This window comes from Pseudomonas sp. Root569, from assembly GCF_001427465.1.
Taxonomy (GTDB): Bacteria; Pseudomonadota; Gammaproteobacteria; order Pseudomonadales; family Pseudomonadaceae; genus Aquipseudomonas; species Aquipseudomonas synxantha.
Window position 1 is genome coordinate 352,489 of sequence record NZ_LMGQ01000012.1, and the last position, 18,520, is coordinate 371,008.

15 protein-coding genes are annotated in these 18,520 nt (G+C 60.8%); 13 read left to right on the forward strand and 2 right to left on the reverse strand.

The genetic code is table 11. The annotated features are described in order from the left end of the window. Positions 1-47: 47 nt before the first annotated feature. Complete coding sequence (locus ASD70_RS13275; RefSeq protein ID WP_056846677.1) at positions 48-1,253, forward strand: DUF1835 domain-containing protein; 1,206 nt, start codon at positions 48-50, stop codon at positions 1,251-1,253. Between the two features lie 15 nt (positions 1,254-1,268). Here ASD70_RS13275 and ASD70_RS13280 read toward each other — a convergent pair whose 3' ends face one another. Then, positions 1,269-1,790 carry a hypothetical protein gene (locus ASD70_RS13280; RefSeq protein ID WP_056846678.1) on the reverse strand — a complete coding sequence of 174 codons (522 nt, stop codon included), beginning with the start codon at positions 1,788-1,790 and terminating at the stop codon, positions 1,269-1,271. A gap of 198 nt (positions 1,791-1,988) precedes the next feature. Here ASD70_RS13280 and ASD70_RS13285 point away from each other — a divergent pair, with 198 nt between their 5' ends. From ASD70_RS13285 to ASD70_RS13340, 12 genes are all read left to right on the forward strand, one after another. Continuing rightward, complete coding sequence (locus tag ASD70_RS13285; RefSeq protein WP_082561435.1) at positions 1,989-2,678, forward strand: fimbrial biogenesis chaperone; 690 nt, start codon at positions 1,989-1,991, stop codon at positions 2,676-2,678. A gap of 74 nt (positions 2,679-2,752) precedes the next feature. Beyond that, positions 2,753-3,685 (forward strand): fimbrial protein, encoded by a 933-nt coding sequence (locus ASD70_RS13290; RefSeq protein WP_236708704.1) that lies wholly within the window; start codon positions 2,753-2,755, stop codon positions 3,683-3,685. A gap of 57 nt (positions 3,686-3,742) precedes the next feature. Beyond that, the gene (locus ASD70_RS13295) at positions 3,743-6,541 is read left to right on the forward strand and encodes an ATP-binding protein (RefSeq protein ID WP_056846680.1); all 2,799 of its coding nucleotides are present in this window, start codon (positions 3,743-3,745) and stop codon (positions 6,539-6,541) included. Continuing rightward, positions 6,528-7,721 carry an EAL domain-containing response regulator gene (locus ASD70_RS13300; protein WP_056846681.1) on the forward strand — a complete coding sequence of 398 codons (1,194 nt, stop codon included), beginning with the start codon at positions 6,528-6,530 and terminating at the stop codon, positions 7,719-7,721. The genes ASD70_RS13295 and ASD70_RS13300 overlap by 14 nt, the downstream gene beginning before the upstream one ends. A 79-nt stretch (positions 7,722-7,800) precedes the next feature. Continuing rightward, on the forward strand, positions 7,801-10,974 hold the full coding sequence (locus tag ASD70_RS13305) for a hybrid sensor histidine kinase/response regulator (protein ID WP_046072506.1): 3,174 nt from the start codon (positions 7,801-7,803) through the stop codon (positions 10,972-10,974). Positions 10,975-10,997: 23 nt separating this feature from the next. Next, positions 10,998-11,645 (forward strand): response regulator, encoded by a 648-nt coding sequence (locus ASD70_RS13310; RefSeq protein ID WP_046068819.1) that lies wholly within the window; start codon positions 10,998-11,000, stop codon positions 11,643-11,645. 197 nt (positions 11,646-11,842) lie between these two features. Beyond that, on the forward strand, positions 11,843-12,445 hold the full coding sequence (locus tag ASD70_RS13315; RefSeq protein WP_056846682.1) for a fimbrial protein: 603 nt from the start codon (positions 11,843-11,845) through the stop codon (positions 12,443-12,445). 75 nt (positions 12,446-12,520) lie between these two features. Beyond that, positions 12,521-13,261, forward strand: a complete 741-nt coding sequence (locus ASD70_RS13320; RefSeq protein ID WP_056846683.1) for a fimbrial biogenesis chaperone — start codon at positions 12,521-12,523, stop codon at positions 13,259-13,261. Between the two features lie 85 nt (positions 13,262-13,346). Further along, positions 13,347-15,857, forward strand: coding sequence for a fimbria/pilus outer membrane usher protein (locus ASD70_RS13325; protein ID WP_056846684.1), 2,511 nt, complete (start codon positions 13,347-13,349; stop codon positions 15,855-15,857). A gap of 59 nt (positions 15,858-15,916) precedes the next feature. Continuing rightward, positions 15,917-16,753: a 5'-nucleotidase, lipoprotein e(P4) family gene (locus tag ASD70_RS13330; protein ID WP_056846685.1), complete on the forward strand. Its 837-nt coding sequence runs from the start codon at positions 15,917-15,919 to the stop codon at positions 16,751-16,753. 111 nt (positions 16,754-16,864) lie between these two features. Beyond that, positions 16,865-17,422, forward strand: a complete 558-nt coding sequence (locus tag ASD70_RS13335) for a helix-turn-helix domain-containing protein (protein ID WP_046068823.1) — start codon at positions 16,865-16,867, stop codon at positions 17,420-17,422. Positions 17,423-17,509: 87 nt separating this feature from the next. Then, a complete protein-coding gene (locus ASD70_RS13340) occupies positions 17,510-18,082 on the forward strand; it encodes an HD domain-containing protein (RefSeq protein WP_046068824.1) in 573 nt (190 codons plus the stop codon). Between the two features lie 9 nt (positions 18,083-18,091). On the opposite strand, the gene ASD70_RS13345 is transcribed toward ASD70_RS13340, so the two are convergent. After that, entirely contained in the window at positions 18,092-18,514 is a 423-nt protein-coding gene (locus ASD70_RS13345) for a RidA family protein (protein WP_046068825.1), read from the reverse strand. Positions 18,515-18,520 lie beyond the last annotated feature (6 nt).

Consider the following 18,520-nt stretch of genomic DNA (forward strand, 5'->3'; position numbering starts at 1 on the left):
TACGACTCCCAACCTTAAAGCGGAAAAGGTTCGAACAAGGAGCTCGTATGTCGCAACGCCCTTTCGCCTCAAACACCGACGGCCGCCTTAACCTTGAGCAGCAGCGCAAGCGCGCCAAGGAACTGTTGTCGCGCCTGAAAAGCCAAGACCCCAGCGCAACCTTGTCCCAGGCTCAGTGGCAGCTTGCCAAACAGCTGGGCTTCGCCAGTTGGCCCAAGCTCAAGGCCCATGTCGACGCCCTCGACTTTGCCGCCCGCCACCCTGGTTTCGAGGCCAGCGATGAATCGCGCACCACCCATTGGCGGTGTGGCAACGATATTGCCCACAGCCTGCAACTGGCCGGGTTCAAGGGCCAGTTCCGGATGCTCACGGACCCGTTGTGCATGGGGCCAGTGCGTGAACTGCCCAGCCAAGCGTTCCGCGCGATGCGCAGTACCTTTATCAGTCAGGCCTTTGCCCTTGACTCCACTGAAGTCGCGCATCGCGTCAACGATGAATACGACCAACTACAAACCTTGGCCAACGCCGATCACAGTGTGCTGTGGTGCGAGGCGGACGCCTACGACCAACTGTTTCTGGTGCGCGCCCTGGCCGGCCTGGAGCGGGCGCCGCGCAAGCTGGAGCTGATTGAGGCAGACCGCATTCCCGGGGTCGAGCGATTTATCGGCATAGGCCAATTGGCCCCCGATGTGCTGGCCTGGCTCTGGCCGCAGCGGCGCTTGATCGACGACAACGCAGTGCAATTGGCCAAACGGGCCTGGTCGGCTTATTGCGACAGCTCACCGCTCAAGCTCGCGGAACTGGCCCATGGCAATTACCCTGCCCTGCCTTTTCTGGCACCGGCGTTACGACGCCAGTTACAGGAGTTGCCGGGTATCGAGGACGGTTTGTCGCTGACTGAACGTTTGTCCCTGAGGTATATCGCCGAGGCCGGGCCTGTGCCTTTCGGCCGGGTGTTTGCCGAGTTGATGGCCAAGCGCGAGCCACTGCCTTTCCTGGGCGACATGATGTTCCATGCGCTGCTGCGCCCATTGATTGATGGGGCGGCGCCGCTGCTGATCGAGTCCGAAACGGACGTGGAGTGGCCGCGCCGCGTATTGGCGCTGACGCCACTGGCGCAGCAGGTGCTGGATGGCAATGCCTGCTGGCTGGACCACGCCAGCCATGAGCGTTGGGTCGGCGGTGTGTGCCTGCGGCCACGGCAACCTTATTGGGCACTGGGCCTTGCTGATCAGCCCGTCTGGCGTGACTGATGCTGCGCGATACGATCAGCGCTTGGGAAACAACCCCACGGCACATGCCACCACAGTCGGGTCGCCCTGGTAGACCGCCCGCGGGCTCATCGAAGGCTGGGGCGACCGGCCGTCCACGGTGCGCAGTATCGGGCGCTCAACGGTCGGGGAACTGTGCGCCGGATCGACAATTTCCATGCAGCGACGCAGGGAGTTGAAGTCGGGCGATTGTGACAACGACAGGTGCAGGGTCTGGCTAACCGAGACCGACACCACAGAGCGCTGCGCACATTGCCCGTCATAGATCAGCGTATGGCGGATCAACGGGTTGTCATGGCAGTACTTGAGCAGGTTGACCTGCCGTGAGTGCACTAGCGCAGTGTTGATGATCAGCAGGTCAAACGCCACAACGCCCGAGCGTGTCAGTGCCTGCAACTCGTCGAACGAACTCAACGGCGCGATGCGGTGATAGCCCAGCTGGTTGAGCATTTTCTCGATCTTGATCCGTTGCAAAAGCTCTGCATCGGCAATCAGAAGGCGTAACGCTTTATTGGACATAGGGTAAACCTGACAGTTGGGCATCCGCGTCGATCATTCAACGCTGAGCAAAGTAACCGTCAGGGGTGAACGCTGACTTTAAGGCGATTCTGAAACGGCAATCCGGGGCACACCGTACTTTTAAGAATCGCCTCAAAGCCTTCGCGCCACTCGCCACCTACCATGAGCTGCGTTCCCTTACCCGACCATGGAATTGCCGTGTTCATGTTTCTACTCAGAATGGTACTGGTGGCCTGCGGGCTGCTGGTGCTTGCGTCCCCACCTGCCAATGCGGCGCTGAAGATCGAAGGCACGCGCCTGATCTACTTCGGCCAGGACAAAGCCGCCGGTATCAGCGTGGTCAACCAGGCCTCGCAGGAAGTCGTGGTGCAAACCTGGATCACAGGCGAGGACGAATCCACCGACCGTACCGTGCCCTTTGCCGCCACCGAGCCATTGGTACAGCTGGGCGCCGGGGAGCATCACAAGCTGCGCATCCTGTATGCCGGTGAAGGCTTGCCCAGCGATCGCGAATCGCTGTTCTGGCTCAATATCATGGAGATCCCGCTCAAGCCCGAAGACCCCAACAGCGTGCAATTCGCGATCCGCCAGCGGCTCAAGCTGTTCTATCGGCCCCCCGCACTCCAGGGCGGCTCGGCCGAGGCGGTGCAGCAATTGGTATGGAGCAGCGACGGGCGCACGGTAACCGTCAACAACCCCAGCGCCTTTCACTTGTCACTGGTCAACCTGCGAACCGACAGCCAGACGCTCAGCGATTACCTGCTGCTCAAGCCCCATGAACGCAAAACCCTGACCGCGCTCGACGCTGTGCCCAAGGGCGCCACCCTCCACTTCACCGAAATCACCGATATCGGTTTGCAAGCCCGTCATCGCACGGCGCTCAACTGATAAATCACGGGGTATTTATACCAATGTCACTGACCAAACGCTGTTTACCCCTACTGATATGGGTCTGCGCGGTCTTGCCCGCCACCAGCCACGCACTGGCCTGCCGCGAGGACGGCACCAACTCGATCATCACCCAGGAAGCGCTGGGCACGGCGCTGGCAGTCGCCGCCGACGCACCCAACGGCACTATCATTTGGGAGTCCGGCCCTCGCTCGACCAACGTGATCTGCAAGGACGACTACCTCCACGGCCGTGAGGAAGTGTATTTCTACGTCAACCCGGCCAACGTGAGCATCGGCACCGGGATCCGCGTGGGCATTCGCTACAACAACCAGCCGATTACCCAAAGCACCGGCAAGGTGGGCACCGGTTTCTTCTCCGACCGAGGCTGCAATTTGTCCAATTGCGTGGGTTGGGACAAGGCGCGCTTTACGCTCAATTTCAGCGTATTCATCGAGAAGTACGACCCCACCCCACCGAGTGGCCAGGCCAGCACCTTGACCTCTTACCGCGTGTTCCAACTGGATGGCGTGCGCGGGCTCAACTCACGACCCAACAGCAACTTCAATTATGTGGTCACCGGCATGAACGATATCCGCTTCGTACCTTGCACTCCGGAACTGACCATCAGCCCCAGCGTGGTCAACTTCCCCACACCCTCGCGCAAGGCCTCGATCGGTGAAGTCGCCAGCAGCGCGAACTTCAGCCTGAACCTGCGCAAGGGCTGCGACACGCCCTATACCGTCAGCGCACGCTTCGCCACCACGCCGGGCGGCGGCAGTGTGAACAATGGCCTGCTGGTGCCGGACAACAACAGCTCAGTCGGCATCTCGCTGTCTCGCGCCGAGAGCCAGCAGCAACTGCCCTTCAACAACTGGTTCACGCTGCAGGAACTGATGGGCCTGGGCCAGAGCCACGATGAATTCCGCGCCGACCTCAAATGGCGCACCTTGCCGATTCCAGGTGCGTTCGACGCTGCCGTGGTGGTGGATATGTACTACAAGTAGGTGATTTTTAAGGATCGTCTTATGCCACCGGCAAAGGCCCAGACATAAAGTTTGCCGATGCGATTGAAAAGTTATCTGCTCCAGATCAACCCCGTCCTTTCCCGACCCGAAGCAGCCAGAAGGCTGCTTCGTATTTTTGCGAGCGTGCTGCTGGTGGGCATCCTGGGCGGGGTCTATACCTTTCTGCTGTCAACCTTCAACAACGACATTTCCCAGCGCCGCGGCTATATGAGCAGCGCTATAGCCGAAGCCCATACGTTTTTCACCAATCGCCAAGCCTTGCTCGAAAGCCTGAGCCTGTCGGCAGTGCGCAAGCAGACCAGGGTCTATCCCTCTTCGGCGGAAGAACAACACCTGGAGCTGGGGGACACGCCAGGCAGTCAATGGAGCATCTGGCTGACCGCGCGCATGCGCGACTACCTCAAGGCCAAACAGCTCAACCTGCTCTACGTCAACACCGGCTCCAACCCGCACGTGACGCGGCTGTTCGATGCGACCTCGCAGGTATTGCCGATTTCCAAGTGCATGCTCAACCGCCTCAAGGCCCTGCAACACACCGACCCGGCCACGCTCAACGAACTCTGGCTGAGCGACAGGACTGAACAGCACTCGCACCTGTATATCTTCATCCGCCTGGACGAGCGTGATCGCGACTCCGGCTGGCTCGGCCTGGAGATGGATAGCCGTGAAGTCTCCTCGACACTCAGCGACCAGAGCGCCGGCGAGTTCATGATGCTCAATTCCCAGGGCATGCTGGTGTTCACCAACAGCACCGATACACAGTTGAGCCAGCAACACCTGAGGCCCGGCGAAGACAGTTTTTTCGGTTTTGTCGGCAACGGCTGGCTGCCCGACCACCTGGTGATTCGCAAACACCTGAAGTCCTCTGAATGGCAGTTGATGTACTCCATCGACCTGCGTGCGGTGGTCACCGGTTTGTGGAAACAGCTGCTCGGTTCGCTGCTGTTCTGCCTGTTCAGCCTGACGCTGATCTGGTTGGTGATGCGCCGCGTCGATCAGCGTTTCATCCTTCCGTCTATCCATCGCATCCAGGCGTTGATCGAAAGCGAAGCCTTCGGCCGCGATGTGATCCAGACCGCCCCCGTGGCCCTCTGCGTGCTGCGCCGTACCGACGGCCAGGTGGTACTGGAAAACACCCTGGCCCAGCAATGGCTGGGTAATGGGCCGGAGCGCGAGGCGCTGCGCGCCGGCTGGATCGAGCAAGCCTTTGCCAACGCCCCTTCCGAGCGCAGTGACTACTTTGAAACCATCGACGGCCGTCACCTATACCTGAGCAGTGCACCGACCCGCTACAAAGGCGAAGACGTCCTGTTTTGCGCATTCAGTGATATCAGTGCGCGCAAGCAGGTCGAGGCGGCGCTGGAAGAGGCGCGGCAATCGGCGGACGCAGCTAATGCCGCGAAAACCCTGTTTCTGGCGACCATGAGTCATGAAATCCGTACACCGCTGTATGGCGTGCTCGGCACTCTGGAACTGTTGGCGCGCACGCAACTGGATGCGCAACAAAAGGACTATCTGCAGGCGATCGAAGGCTCATCGTCGACCTTGCTGCAACTGATCTGCGATGTGCTGGATGTATCGAAGATCGAAGCCGGGCAGCTGGCACTGGAGATGAGCGAGTTCTCGCCGCTGGACCTGGTGCATGAAATCATCCAGGGCTACGCCGCGGCCGCCCACGCCAAGGGCCTGCAGCTGTACGCCTGCTTCGATCCCAAGTTGCCGGAACGGCTGATCGGTGACGTGACGCGCATCCGCCAGATTCTCAATAACCTGCTCAACAACGCGGTGAAATTCACCGACTATGGGCGCGTGGTGCTGCGGGTCAAAGTGCTGGGCCGCGACGGCGAACGCTCCAGCCTGTTGTGGCAAGTTTCAGACACCGGCAAAGGTATCGCCCAGGAAGACCAGGCGATGATCTTCGAGCCGTTTTACCAGAGTGAGGGCAATACCAATGTGGTTGCCGGCACCGGCCTGGGCCTGCCGATTTGCCAGCGTCTGACGGAGTTGATGAACGGCAATATCCGCATGGTCAGCGAACTCGGCCTGGGTAGCAGTTTCAGCCTGATCCTGCCGTTGGAGGAAGCATCTGTTGCACCGATGACACCGTTGCTGGCCGAGACCATTTACGTGGCCTCGCCGATCCCGGAACTGGCAAACGCGATCGCCGGCTGGTTGCGCCGTTGGGGCGCCAGGGCCCAGGCGGGCTTGCCGACGTTGGCGGACAAGCACCTGCTGCTGCAAGTGCACCCCGGCAGCGTTGACCCGTTACTGGTGCCCGAGTGGCCAGGGCCGGTGATTCACGTGAGCAGCAATGCCTGCCCATGCGTAGAAGCCGACGCTGGCGCCTGGCACGTCAACCTCAACCACCTGGGAGCCATTCATCAGGCCGTGAGCCAGGCGCAAGGGCTATGGGTGGCCCGCGCCGATGAGCAAACGCACCAGCGGGACCTGAACAAACTCAACCTGCATCTGCTGGTGGCCGAGGACAACATCATCAACCAGCTGATTTTGCGTGACCAACTCGAAGAACTCGGCTGCACCGTGGAACTGGCGGCCGACGGTCAAGAAGCGTTGCAGCTGTACAGCGCCGGCAACTTCGATGTGGTGTTGACGGATGTGAACATGCCCCATATCAACGGCTATGAACTGGCGCGTGAACTGCGTCGACAGGGCTGCCCGTTGCCGATTATCGGGGCCACCGCCAACGCCATGCGCGGCGAGGCCGACCTGTGCCTGGCCGCCGGCATGAACCATTGCCTGGTCAAACCTTTTGCGTTGCGGGCTCTATTCAACTCCCTGGCGCCTTATGCACGGATCCCCCATGAAGCCCCTTAGTATTCTGATTGTCGAGGACCATCCCCTGCAGCATATCTACCTGCAGAACCTGCTCAGCGAGTTGGGAGATTTCCTGCTCGAAACCGCCGAGGATGGCAACCAGGCGCTGGAGCGTCTGCGCCAGCGGGACTTCGACCTGGTGCTGACCGACCTGCTGATGCCCGGCATGGACGGCGTGCAATTTATCCAGTGCCTGGCCAGCCTACGCTGCAAGCCGGCGCTGGCGATCATGAGCGCGGCGTCACGGCGCATGCTGATGGCGGCCAGCCTGGTTGCAAAAAACCTCGATGTCGAAGTGATCGGGCTGATCTCCAAACCAGTGACCGCCGAGGCCTTGCGCACACTGGTCGATCAACTCAGGAACAAGGTGCACAAGCCCTCTCCGGAATTGCTCGAGCACATGGACATCGACCGTCAAACGCTGGTACAGGCCATGAGCGGTGGCCAGTTCCAGGCCTGGTTCCAGCCGAAGAAATCCCTTGCCAACGGCCGTATCGTAGCCGCCGAAGCCTTGGTGCGCTGGATGCACCCCGAGCAAGGCGTGATGCTGCCCGCCGCGTTCCTGCCGGCGATCAAGGCATTCGAACTGGAGGAACGCCTGTTGTGGCTGGTGCTCAAGCAGGCGATCCACGCCCAGGAACACTGGCGCCAGCGTGGCTATGAAATCCCGGTGTCGATCAACCTGCCCACACACCTGCTCAACAGCCATGACCTGGCCGACCGCTTGTTGGAGTTCGTGCTGCACCACAACGGCATCCCCGCAATGATCTGCTTTGAGCTGATGGAATGCTCGGTGCCGCAAGACATCAGCAACTTCTACGCCGGCGCCTGTCGATTGCGGATCAAGGGATTCGGTTTGTCCCAGGATGATTTCGGCAAGGGCTACAGCTCCTACCTCAACCTGGTGTCCACGCCGTTTACCGAATTGAAGATCGACCAGGCACTGGTGCAGGGCAGCCACGACAACGAAGGCATCGCCCAGGCGTTGGCGAGCATTATCGCGCTGGGCCGCAAGTTGGGCCTGACGGTGGTCGCCGAGGGCGTGGAAACCCCTCAGCAATTGGCGCTGCTGCGCAAAATCGACTGCAATCAGGTGCAGGGCTTCCTGATCTCCCATGCGGTGTCTTCAGACCAATTTCAGCAACTACTGAACAATGATGGCCCCGCGACATCTCACTAGCTGGCGGCCCGGATTACTTGCCCTTTAAAGGAGTAAGCAGCATCCAGTGCCGATTTTTCCTGCGCCTGCGGACCCCCTGATGAAGCACAACAACGCGATCCTCGAAGCCTTTACCCGCAGCTCATTGCGCCTGAACAAGGGCTTGATGGTCCTGATGGGAATTGCTTTGCTACTGGTACTGACCAATTACTGGTCTCTGCAAAGGGGCGTCGAAATCCGGTACGGCGCCATGCGCTTTCACTTTGCGCGACTGATGGAAAATCTCTCAGATCAGCAAACCTACCTCAAGAGCCTGACGCATCCCGGCATCCAGGCCGAACTGCTGCACGCCACCCACGTGCAGATCAGCCTCAAGAGCCGCATGGTCGACAACCGCCGCACGTTGTACGAAGGCCAGAAGTATTCGTTTTCGGTACCGTTCAGCATCAAGTTCGATGAACAGCAGATCGGCGCCGCCGCCAGACCGCCGATTTTTGCCCTGGGCGCGCACCTGACCAGTTACTACAGCGCCTTCTGGTCCTCGTCGCCGTACGAGGCGCCGCAAACCTTTCTGCTCAATCGTCAGGCGAACTACACCATCACTGTTCCGTCCGTGGGCTATCAGCACCGGGAAAGCCCCGAGGATACCGACAACCCCGTGGCGCGAGTCAACGCTGTGCAGCAAATCCTCGCACAGACACCGCAGCCGCTTGAGCAGAATCGGGTGTATTGGCAGGCCGGACCCGAACCCGAATATTTGCTGGCCTACATCGGCCTGCCACTCGACTCACAGGGCCAGGCAGTGATCGGCACCCTGCTCGATGTGTCGCAGGTCGACGATGTACAGCGCGCATTGAATCACTCGGCGTTTGATCGCTTCACCCTGATTGGCCCTGACGGCAGCCGGTTGATCGGGCCTACCATCCAGGCGCAGCTCAGCGACGGTGTGCATTTCACGGCCAACGGCATTGAATTCAAGATCACCCAGGCCGGCGACCAGCCCTGGAGCGCGGTCTATGGCCTGAACTACTCGCACTTCTTTCACTCCGCATTGTGGCCGTTGAGCACCTTGGCGTTGCTGCTGTTCAGCCTGATCACCCTGGGTTGGGCCGGCAGTCGCTGGTATCGACGCCAGGTGATTACGCCGGCGCAACTGGCCCACGAACGCATTGCCGAAAGCGTGGCATTCAGCCGCGTGATCATCGACACCGCCCCCACCGGGTTATGCGTGGTGCGACGCAGCGATGGCAAGGTGTTGATCGAAAACCAGCGGGCCCAGCAATGGCCGGGTACCGCACGTTTGGTGGCGGCCATGGCCGGTAAGCACGACATGGCTGAGAGCGGAGAAACGCATCTGGAGATCGAGGGCCGGCACCTGCAGATCGGCTTTGTGTCAACCCGCTATCAGGCTGAAAACGTGCGCCTGTACGCTTTCAACGATATTACCCGGCATATCGAAGATGCCCAGTCCCTGGAAGAAGCGCGTCACGCCGCCGATGCGGCCAGCGAGGCCAAGACGTTGTTCCTGGCAACGATGAGCCATGAAATCCGTACGCCGCTCTATGGCGTGCTTGGCACCCTCGAATTACTCGGTCTGACGAATCTTGACCCACACCAGAAGGCCTACCTTCACACCATCCAGCGCTCGTCCGCCACGCTGTTCCAACTGATCAGCGATGTGCTGGATGTCTCGAAGATCGAGTCCGGGCAAATGGCGATAGAAGCTGTGGAGTTCTGCCCGCTGGACATGCTCGAAGACACCCTGCACACCTACGCCGCTTTCGCCCAGCGCAAGGGGCTGCAGCTCTACAGCTGCATTGACCCGCAGTTGCCGGACTGCGTGATGGGCGACCCGATGCGCATCCGCCAGATTCTCAATAACCTGGTCAGCAACGCGATCAAATTCACCGATTTCGGGCGCGTGGTGATTCGTGCCAGGGTGACGGGGCGCGACGCCAATCATGTCGACCTGCAATGGCAAGTCACCGACTCGGGCGTAGGCATCCCCGAGGCGCAGCAGGCCAAGCTCTTCGATGTGTTCTACCAGGCGCCGGACACCGCCAGCGAAGGTGGCGCCGGGCTTGGCCTACCGATCTGCCGGTGGCTGGCGCAGATGATGGACGGCGAGATCCGTGTGGTCAGCGAGCCTGGGCTGGGCAGCAGCTTTACGTTGAAAATGCGCCTGCCGCTGTGTGGCGGCACACTCACCAACCTGCCGCTGATCGAACCCAGCCCGACCCCGGTATACGTACAGGCACCGGTACGCGAACTGGCGCAGGCGATGAGTGACTGGCTCAACCGCCTGGGCATTACCGCCGCCCTGGCGGCGACCGCCCAAGACAAAGACAACCACCATGCAGTGCTGGTGGACCTGTTGCCCAGGGAGCCCGCCAGGCCATGGGTCGGCCAGCGCGTGCTGTGCCTGCCGGGTGCGCACAGCCCGCCGCTGCACACGGCGCAAGGCTGGGTGGTGGATCTGCACGACGTACGCGCCCTCGCCGCCACCGTGTCACTCGCGCAGCATGGCAAGCATGAGCAGCCGACGCCGACCCGACCACAAAGCGCGGGGCGGTTGGGGCTGCGCATCCTGGTGGCCGAGGACAACCCGGTCAACCAGGCGATCATCAAGGAGCAGCTGGAGGCACTCGGTTGCTCAGTGAGCCTGGCCGCCAACGGCGAGCAGGCGTTGCAATTGTGGCAACCCCAGGCTTTCGACCTGGTACTGACCGACGTGAATATGCCGTTGATGAATGGGTACGAGCTGGCCAGAATCCTGCGCGAACATGACCCTCAGTTGCCGATTATCGGCGTGACCGCCAATGCGATGCGCGAGGAAGGCGTGCGCTGCCTGGCGGTGGGCATGAACGCCTGGATCGTCAAGCCCTTGAGCCTGCAAACCCTGCGTGGCCAGTTGATCAAGCTGTGCAAGGTCCAGCCCCCGGTTGAGCCTGCCGCGTCGGTATTCGACGACAGCGTGCAACTGTCGGACAAGATGCGCCCGCTGTTCATCAGCAGCGTGCAGCAGGACATACAGCGCATCGGTGTGGCTCTGGCACAGCGTGATACCCGCAACCTCGGCCAATTGCTGCATTCGATCGCCGGCGCCCTGGGTGCTGTTCAGGCCCTCAGCCTGGCCCAGGCGTGCATCGAACTGGAAAGCGCCCTTGACCGCGGCAGCCTCGACACAACGCTTGAGCTCAAGGTGAAGACTGTGATGCGGCGTCTGTCGGCCGTTCTGGAGACTCTCCAGCCCGGGCATTCTTCACTCACTTGAACTGGCACTACGGACGGCCCTTTATGAAAAAATTCAACGTGGTAATCGCCGACGATCACCCGATCGTGTTGCTGGGCGTTCGCGAACTGGTAGAGCGGGACATACGCTTTCAAGTCGTCGGCGAGGCCGTGTGTTCGGCCGGCCTGATCGAGTTGTTGCAGCATCAAGGCGTCGATATCGTGATCACCGACTACAACATGCCAGGCGACTCGCCCTACGGCGATGGCCTGAAGCTGGTGGAGTACCTGAAACGGCATTTCCCGCAGGTACAGATCCTGATCCTGACCATGATCTCCAACTACCTGATCCTCACCCGCCTGCAGGAACTGGGCGTGGTCGGCATCATTCAGAAAAGCCAGTTGCACACCGAAATTCAATTGGCACTCAAGGCGATCGCCCAGCGCAGCGCCTATCGAAGCCTGGAGCCGCCCAAAACCTCAGTGATCGAGACCCTCACCGCCATAGACGAACGCTTCACCAGTTTATCGCCCAAAGAGTTCGAGATCCTGCGCTTGTTCATTTCCGGCATGAGCGTGAGTGATATTGCCCGCCGTCAGAACCGAAGTTCAAAGACCATCAGCGCGCAAAAGATATCGGCCATGCGCAAACTTGAAGTGAGCAGCGACCAGGATCTACTTGCTTATTGCCTGGAACGAAACATCTTCAACTAACGCATAACTTGCAAGCCATTCCTGGACAATGGCTTTGCCCTTTGTTTTCGAGCCTTCCACCGTTGCAACAGCACAAATAAGCTGCCCGCCCCAGAGCTTATAAGAATCGTCTTATTCGCTCCCTCTGCCTCGTCGCCTACTCTTTGCTCGCAGTTCAACAACAGCACTTTTTTCAACTAACACTTACGGACATCATCATGAAGAAGTTTTCCCTGGCTGTGATCGCCTCGGCCATTATCGCCGCTTCCGGCAGTGCATTTGCCGCGGACCCTGCTCCGACGCCAACCCTGGGCGGCAGCGGTAAAATCACCTTCACCGGCGTCATTAATAACGATGCCTGCTCGGTGGACGGCGCCAACTCCGACCGCACCATTTCGGTGGACATGGGCAACGTATCGATCAAGGACATGGGCACCGCGGAAAACCCGACCGCAGGCCGCGTGACCGCCAAAGACTTCAACCTGAACGTCAACTGCAACCAGGGCACCAAGGTCGCCATGATCTTTGACGCCAACAACGGCGGTTCGGGCCTGGTCACCGGCAAAAAAGTACTGGCCCTGAACCCGGGTTCGGCCACTGCACAAAACGTCGGTATTGCCCTGCTCGACAGCAAAGGCGGTCTGATCGACCTCAGCTCGCCAAGCACCGCACGCATTGAAAGCACCATGCACGGTGCCGGTACTGAAGGCGGCGACGCCAGCCTGAGCTTCGCGGCCGCCTACGTCACTACCGCAGCCGCGGGTTCGTCCACCGCCGGTCGCGGTGACGCCACCCTGCCGTTCATCCTGCAATACGAATAATTCGGCGCCCCGGGCACCAAACGCGCGAGGCCTTGCGGCCTCGCCATTGTCTTCTGATTACACCGGATAACCCTCATGCCGCCTCGTTCTATTGCCGCATGTCTGGGGCTGCTGGGCTTGCTCATGGCTACCCAGGCCGCCGCCAGCATTTCATTGAATGCCACCCGTATCGTGTTTGACGGTGACCACAAGGAAGCCAACATTACCGTGCGTAACGGTAACCAGGATGTATTGATTCAATCCTGGGTCGACATGAACGATGCCAGCGCCAGCCGCGCGCCGTTTGCCGTCACCCCGCCCCTGGCGCGGGTATTTGCCAAGGAACAACAACTGCTGCGAATCCTGTACGAAGGCACCGGCATGCCCACGGACCGCGAGTCGGTGGTGTGGCTCAACGTGCAGGAAATCCCCAAGGCCAGCGAAGCCGAGAACACCTTGCAGTTGGCTATACGCCAACGCATCAAGATTTTTTACCGCCCTGCAGGCCTCACCGGCAGTGCGCTGCAAGCCCCTGCGCAGCTTGAATGGACGCTGGCCAGACATGGCAGCCAAACCCTGTTGCAGGTGAAAAACCCGACGCTGTACCACGTGTCCATGGCCGACATCAAAGTGCAGGCGGTACTGGCCAGCGACTCCACCATGATCGCGCCTGGCGAGCAAAAACAGTTTGCGCTCAATGCTCCAGTTGCCAGCGGACCGGTGCAGTTGTCGTTTTCCAGCATCAATGACTACGGCGCGCAGAATCACTACAGCGCGCCTTTGTTCAGCGGCGCGACGCTGCCGGCGCACGCGACTGAATCGCGCCTCAACCCCTAAGCACTTTCGTTAACCCACAGGCTCACTTCGCGTGCGTGTTTGCGTGCCCGGCTGTCCGTCAATCAGGGATGTCATAGGTCTTCGCATGTCTTTTCTTTCCAGCAACAGGCCCGCACGTGGCGTACTGAAGTTGAAGACGCTGTCGCTGGCGATCGCTGCCAGCTTGCCCAGCCTGGCCATGGCCGATGACGCTGCGGAAACCTTCAACACCACCTTCCTGCAAGGCTCGCAGTCACCAGTGGACCTGCAGCAATTGCTCTCGGCCAACAGCGTGCTGCCGGGCAACTACCGCGTCGACCTGTACAGCAACGAAGTGCTGGTGGGCCGACGCGACATCGACTTCAAGCGCAACCCCAAGAACGACCGCGTCGAAGCCTGCCTGACCCTCGACCTGCTCAAGCAACTGGGTATCGACCTGCACCGTTTGCAGGCCGAGGGCAAGCTCGACCCGCAGCAGCCGCAGGAATGCTACGCCCTTGCCGAAATGATCGAAGACGCCAGCGTGCGCTACGACAGCAGCCGTCTGCGCCTGCTCGCGAGTATTCCGCAGGTAGCGATGCAGCGCGGCCTGCGCGGGTATGTCGACCCACAGTTGTGGGACGACGGTGTGCCCGCCGCCTTCATCAATTACCAGCTCAACAGCAGCCGCACCGCCGGCGACTACAAGACCCGCATCGCCAATAACCTGGGCCTGCGCAACGGCATCAATCTGGGGGCCTGGCGCCTGCGCAACGAGTCGAACCTGAGCGGCGGCACCGATCGCTCGAATACCTTCACCAGCAACCGCACGTACTTGCAGCATGACGTCACCGCGATCAAGGGCCAATTCAGCGCCGGTGAAATTTTCTCCGACACCGACTTGTTCGACAGCGTGCGCTATCGCGGAGTCAAGCTGGCTTCCGACGACGGCATGCGCGCCGACAGCGAGCGCGGCTACGCGCCGGTGATCCGCGGCGTGGCGCAGACCAACGCGACGGTTGAGATCCGCCAGAACGACTACATCCTCTACACCGCCAACGTCGCGCCGGGGCCGTTCGAGATCAACGATATCTACCCCAGCGGCTCCAACGGTGACCTGCAAATCACCGTGATCGAAGCCGACGGCACGCGCCGGGTGACGATGCAGGCGTTCTCCAGCCTGCCGATCATGGTGCGCGAAGGCCAGGTCAAATACAGCTTCTCGGCGGGCACGTTCAAAAGCAATGCCGATGGCCTGGCAAGCCCGCGTTTTTTTAGCGGTACGCTGGCTTACGGCTTGACCAGCAACCTCAGCGGGATTGTCGGTGTGCAAGCCAGTGAGGACTACAGCGCGCTGTCGATCGGCGCCGGCCGGAACACCGCATTCGGTGCGTTCTCCCTGGATACCACCCATTCGTCCAGCAAGGCCCAGGGCCGAACCTCCCAGGGCAGCAGCGTACGCGCCTTGTACGCCAAGACCTTTGCCGGCACCGATACCAACTTCACCCTGGCCGCCTATCGCTACTCCACCGAGGGCTATCGCACCCTCACCGACCATGTGGAAGACAGCAGCGAAGACCTGCGCGTGCGCACCGGCCACTCGAAAACCCGCACCGACCTGACCATCAACCAGAGCATCGGACGCAACAGCGAATTCGGCAGCCTGTATGTAAACGCCAGCGACCAGCGCTATTGGAATCGCGGCGGTTCCCAGAGCTTTTCCGCGGGCTACACCGGCAACTGGGGCGACCTGAGCTACAACCTTGGCGTGACGCGCACCAAGCAGATCGTCACCTGGGGCGAGCCGAGCAGCGACACACAGTTGAACCTGTCGGTGTCCTTCCCGCTGGGCAGCCAGGCCCGTGCGCCACGGGCGTTTGTCACCACCAGCCACCAACGTGGCGACACCACCACCCAGGCAGGCATCAACGGCTACGTGGCCGACACCAGCGACACCTTCTATTCGGTGCAGGCGGGCCACAGTGACACCAGCGGCGACTCAGGCTCGGTGAACATCAACAGCCGCACCGCCGTGGCAGACGTCAGCCTCGGTTACAGCCAGGGCCAGGGCTACAACTCACAGAACTTCAACCTCGCAGGCTCCGTGGTGGCTCATGCGGGTGGCGTCAACCTGGGGCAGACGGTCAGCGAGACCTTCGCCCTGGCCGAAGTACCAGGCGTCTCTGGGGCCAAGATCAGCAGCTACAGCGGGGTGGAAACCGGTTACAACGGCTATGCGGTGGTGCCCACTGCGCAACCCTACCGGGTCAACTGGATCAGCCTGGACACCCGCGACCTGGGTGGCGACGTGGAAATCACCAACGCCACCCAGCAACTGGTGCCGCGCCGTGGCGCCATCGTGGTGGCGCATTACAGTGGTACTACCGGACGGCGCGTATTGTTTGAGTTGTTCGACGCACAGCATCAGCCGCTGTCGTTTGGTGCCTCACTGGAAGACGCCAATGGCAAGCAGTTGGCGATTGCCGATCCGAATGGCAATGCCCTGGCACTGGTGGAAGAGGATCAGGGCACGCTGATCATCAAGTGGGGTGAGCAGCATTGTCGTGCCACCTATGCGTTGCCACCGCCGAACAAGGCGCTGAATTATGAGCGCCAGTCACTGGTGTGCACGCCTTGATTGTGCGGGTGATTGCGCTACTGTGCTGACCACGCGCCTACCCTCTGCGAGACCTGCCCATGCGTAACTTGTTCTTCGCCAGTGCCTGCCTGTTGACCACCGCCCTGGCAGGCTGCCAACAGACCCCGCCGGCCAACGACCAACTCGACGCCGTGCTCTGGACCCAGACGTCCATCGAGCACGAGCTGATCTACCGCCAGCTCTTCGCCAACGCCACCCGCCAACTCGATGTAGCGCTGGCCGACCCAACCTGGGACGCCCTGCCCTTGCCGGCGCGCAAGCTGGCCGGCCTGCCACCGGCGGTGGTGGTGGATATCGACGAGACCCTGCTGGACAACGTGCCGCTCAACGCCCGCGACATCATCAATAACCAGGTGTATTCCTATGACCGTTGGAACACCTGGGTGGAGCAGGCCAAGGCCCAGGCACTACCAGGTTCCGTGGCATTCCTGCAGGCTGCCAGGCAAAAAGGGATCAAGGTGTATTACCTCACCAACCGGGAACACAGCCAGGTCGCGGCCACGGCCAACAACCTGCGTTTACGCGGCTTTCCGATTGAGAGTAATGAACAGATCCTGGCGGCCAGCACGCCTACCGGCCACTGTGAAAGCGCCGGCTACGGCAAGAACTGCCGCCGTCAATGGGTCGCCAGCCAGGCACGCGTGCTGTTGATGGCCGGTGACTCCCTGGGAGATTTCGTGCAGGCCGAACACAACACCCTGGCTGCGCAGCGCAAGGCCGTTGAACCCTATGTGGACTGGCTGGGGCAACGCTGGTTCCTGCTGCCCAACCCGAGCTACGGCAATTGGTACAGCGCGCCGTATGGGGATGATGAAAAGTTGCCGTTTGTGCAGAAGCGCAGGCTTAAGCAGCAGGCGTTGTTGTTGCAGGAATAGAGAGTAGCCCCCTCCCACATTAGAAAACCGAGGGCCGTTCATCCCACTCATTTGCACTGCGGCCCTCATATCATCACACTCGTCATCCACCCGCCGGCTCAGGAACCGCAAATGCCTCACTCCTTGCTCAAGCCTGCGCTGCCCGGCATTGCGCTGCGGCGATGGCGTTTGCTGCACCGCGTCAAGCAAAGCCATGCGGCGCAGCTATTCAACGTCACGCAATCGACTATTTCGCGCTGGGAAAGTGGCATACAAGCAATGGATCCGGCTGCGCACCAACAGCTTGAGCAACTGTTGGCAGCCCGGCTTGATGCAGCCGCCGACCAGGCATTGGCCCGGCTGGTCAGTGAGAGTTCGCAAGCGATGCACCTGGTATGCGACCTGACGCACCGCCTGCTCGCATGCTCGCCCTCCCGCGCACTCCAATTCACCAGCCCGCTCACCGACCTTATGGGCCAGTCGCTGTGGCGCTTCGCAACCCAGGAAATCCAGCTGATCGAAGCCAGCCTGGAGCACACCGGCTGGCGCGAAACCCAGGCACCCCCAGCCCTTGAGTTCACCACTGGAAGCAACGATTCCAGCCTCGTGCCGATACGCCCAAGCCTGTGTCGCTGGACGCGCATGACCCTGAGCGATGGCAGCGCCGCGCGCCTGGTCGAGACGCTCTGACTGAACACCGCGCATATTTTATGCGTGGACGATCTACACTCGCGCACCTAGGCTTACCTGCATAACCGACCTTGTGGGGGCAGCATCATGGACCTGGAAAAAATCAAAGGCCGTCTCGATTTCCTGCGCGAAGCGGAAAAACTCAAGGATGTGCTCAGAAGTGCCCACACGGCTTCGGGTCGCACTGAAAGCACGGCCGAACACAGTTGGCGCCTGTGTCTGATGGCGATGGTGTTCGCCGATCAACTGCCCGGCCTGGACCTGCTGAAAATCCTCAAGATGTGCGTTATCCATGATTTGGGCGAAGCCATCCACGGCGATATCCCGGCGGTCAGCCAGGCGGCCTTTCCCAACAAGGGCGAACAGGAGCGACTCGACCTGCTGCTGTTGGCCCAGTCCCTGGACAGCCCGCTGAAAACCGAAATCCTGACGTTGTGGGATGATTACGAGAACGCGCTTTCGCCGGAAGCAAAAGCGGTCAAGGCCATGGACAAACTGGAGACCCTGCTGCAGCACACCCAGGGGCTGAACCCTCCCGATTTCGACTACGCCTTCAACCTGGCCTACGGCAAAAAACACACGGATGCCGACCCCTTGTTCGAAGCATTGCGGGCATTGATCGATCGAGCGACAGAGCAAAGGCTTCACGCCGCCGAGTAACGGGTTTAATCACAACGCCCGAGCAGCAATCGCCTCCACCTCCACCAACGCCCCCGGCAACGGCAACGCCACCACTTGCAACGCTGTCCGCGCCGGTTTGTTCGGCTGCTCCGGCGTGCCGAAGAACTGCGTATACCCACGCTGCAGCCCGGCAAAATCCAGCTTGCCGTCGGTTTCTTCGGTACCGACCAGAAACACCCGCAACTGCACGATATCGCCCAGATCCAGGTCGTGTTGGCTCAGGATCTGGCGCAATTTGTTGAACACCGAAACAGTCTGCACTTCGGTATCGCCAAAAACCCCAGGCACGCTCGGGTCGGCAAGGTCCGGCAGGGTGCCACTGACGAACACCAGGCTGGCGGAGGCCGGCACGGTGACGGTTTGCGAGATGGGGAAGTCGCCGACGCTGGTGCGTTGGATGCTGTTGCTCATGGTGTT

Bases quoted from the DNA above. Each gene is read 5' to 3' on its own strand.
- ASD70_RS13275 (WP_056846677.1), top strand. From the start codon at position 48: ATGTCGCAACGCCCTTTCGCCTCAAACACCGACGGCCGCCTTAACCTT.
- ASD70_RS13280 (WP_056846678.1), bottom strand. From the start codon at position 1,790: ATGTCCAATAAAGCGTTACGCCTTCTGATTGCCGATGCAGAGCTTTTG.
- ASD70_RS13295 (WP_056846680.1), top strand. From the start codon at position 3,743: ATGCGATTGAAAAGTTATCTGCTCCAGATCAACCCCGTCCTTTCCCGA.
- ASD70_RS13300 (WP_056846681.1), top strand. From the start codon at position 6,528: ATGAAGCCCCTTAGTATTCTGATTGTCGAGGACCATCCCCTGCAGCAT.
- ASD70_RS13305 (WP_046072506.1), top strand. From the start codon at position 7,801: ATGAAGCACAACAACGCGATCCTCGAAGCCTTTACCCGCAGCTCATTG.
- ASD70_RS13310 (WP_046068819.1), top strand. From the start codon at position 10,998: ATGAAAAAATTCAACGTGGTAATCGCCGACGATCACCCGATCGTGTTG.
- ASD70_RS13315 (WP_056846682.1), top strand. From the start codon at position 11,843: ATGAAGAAGTTTTCCCTGGCTGTGATCGCCTCGGCCATTATCGCCGCT.
- ASD70_RS13320 (WP_056846683.1), top strand. From the start codon at position 12,521: ATGCCGCCTCGTTCTATTGCCGCATGTCTGGGGCTGCTGGGCTTGCTC.
- ASD70_RS13325 (WP_056846684.1), top strand. From the start codon at position 13,347: ATGTCTTTTCTTTCCAGCAACAGGCCCGCACGTGGCGTACTGAAGTTG.
- ASD70_RS13330 (WP_056846685.1), top strand. From the start codon at position 15,917: ATGCGTAACTTGTTCTTCGCCAGTGCCTGCCTGTTGACCACCGCCCTG.
- ASD70_RS13335 (WP_046068823.1), top strand. From the start codon at position 16,865: ATGCCTCACTCCTTGCTCAAGCCTGCGCTGCCCGGCATTGCGCTGCGG.
- ASD70_RS13340 (WP_046068824.1), top strand. From the start codon at position 17,510: ATGGACCTGGAAAAAATCAAAGGCCGTCTCGATTTCCTGCGCGAAGCG.
- ASD70_RS13345 (WP_046068825.1), bottom strand. From the start codon at position 18,514: ATGAGCAACAGCATCCAACGCACCAGCGTCGGCGACTTCCCCATCTCG.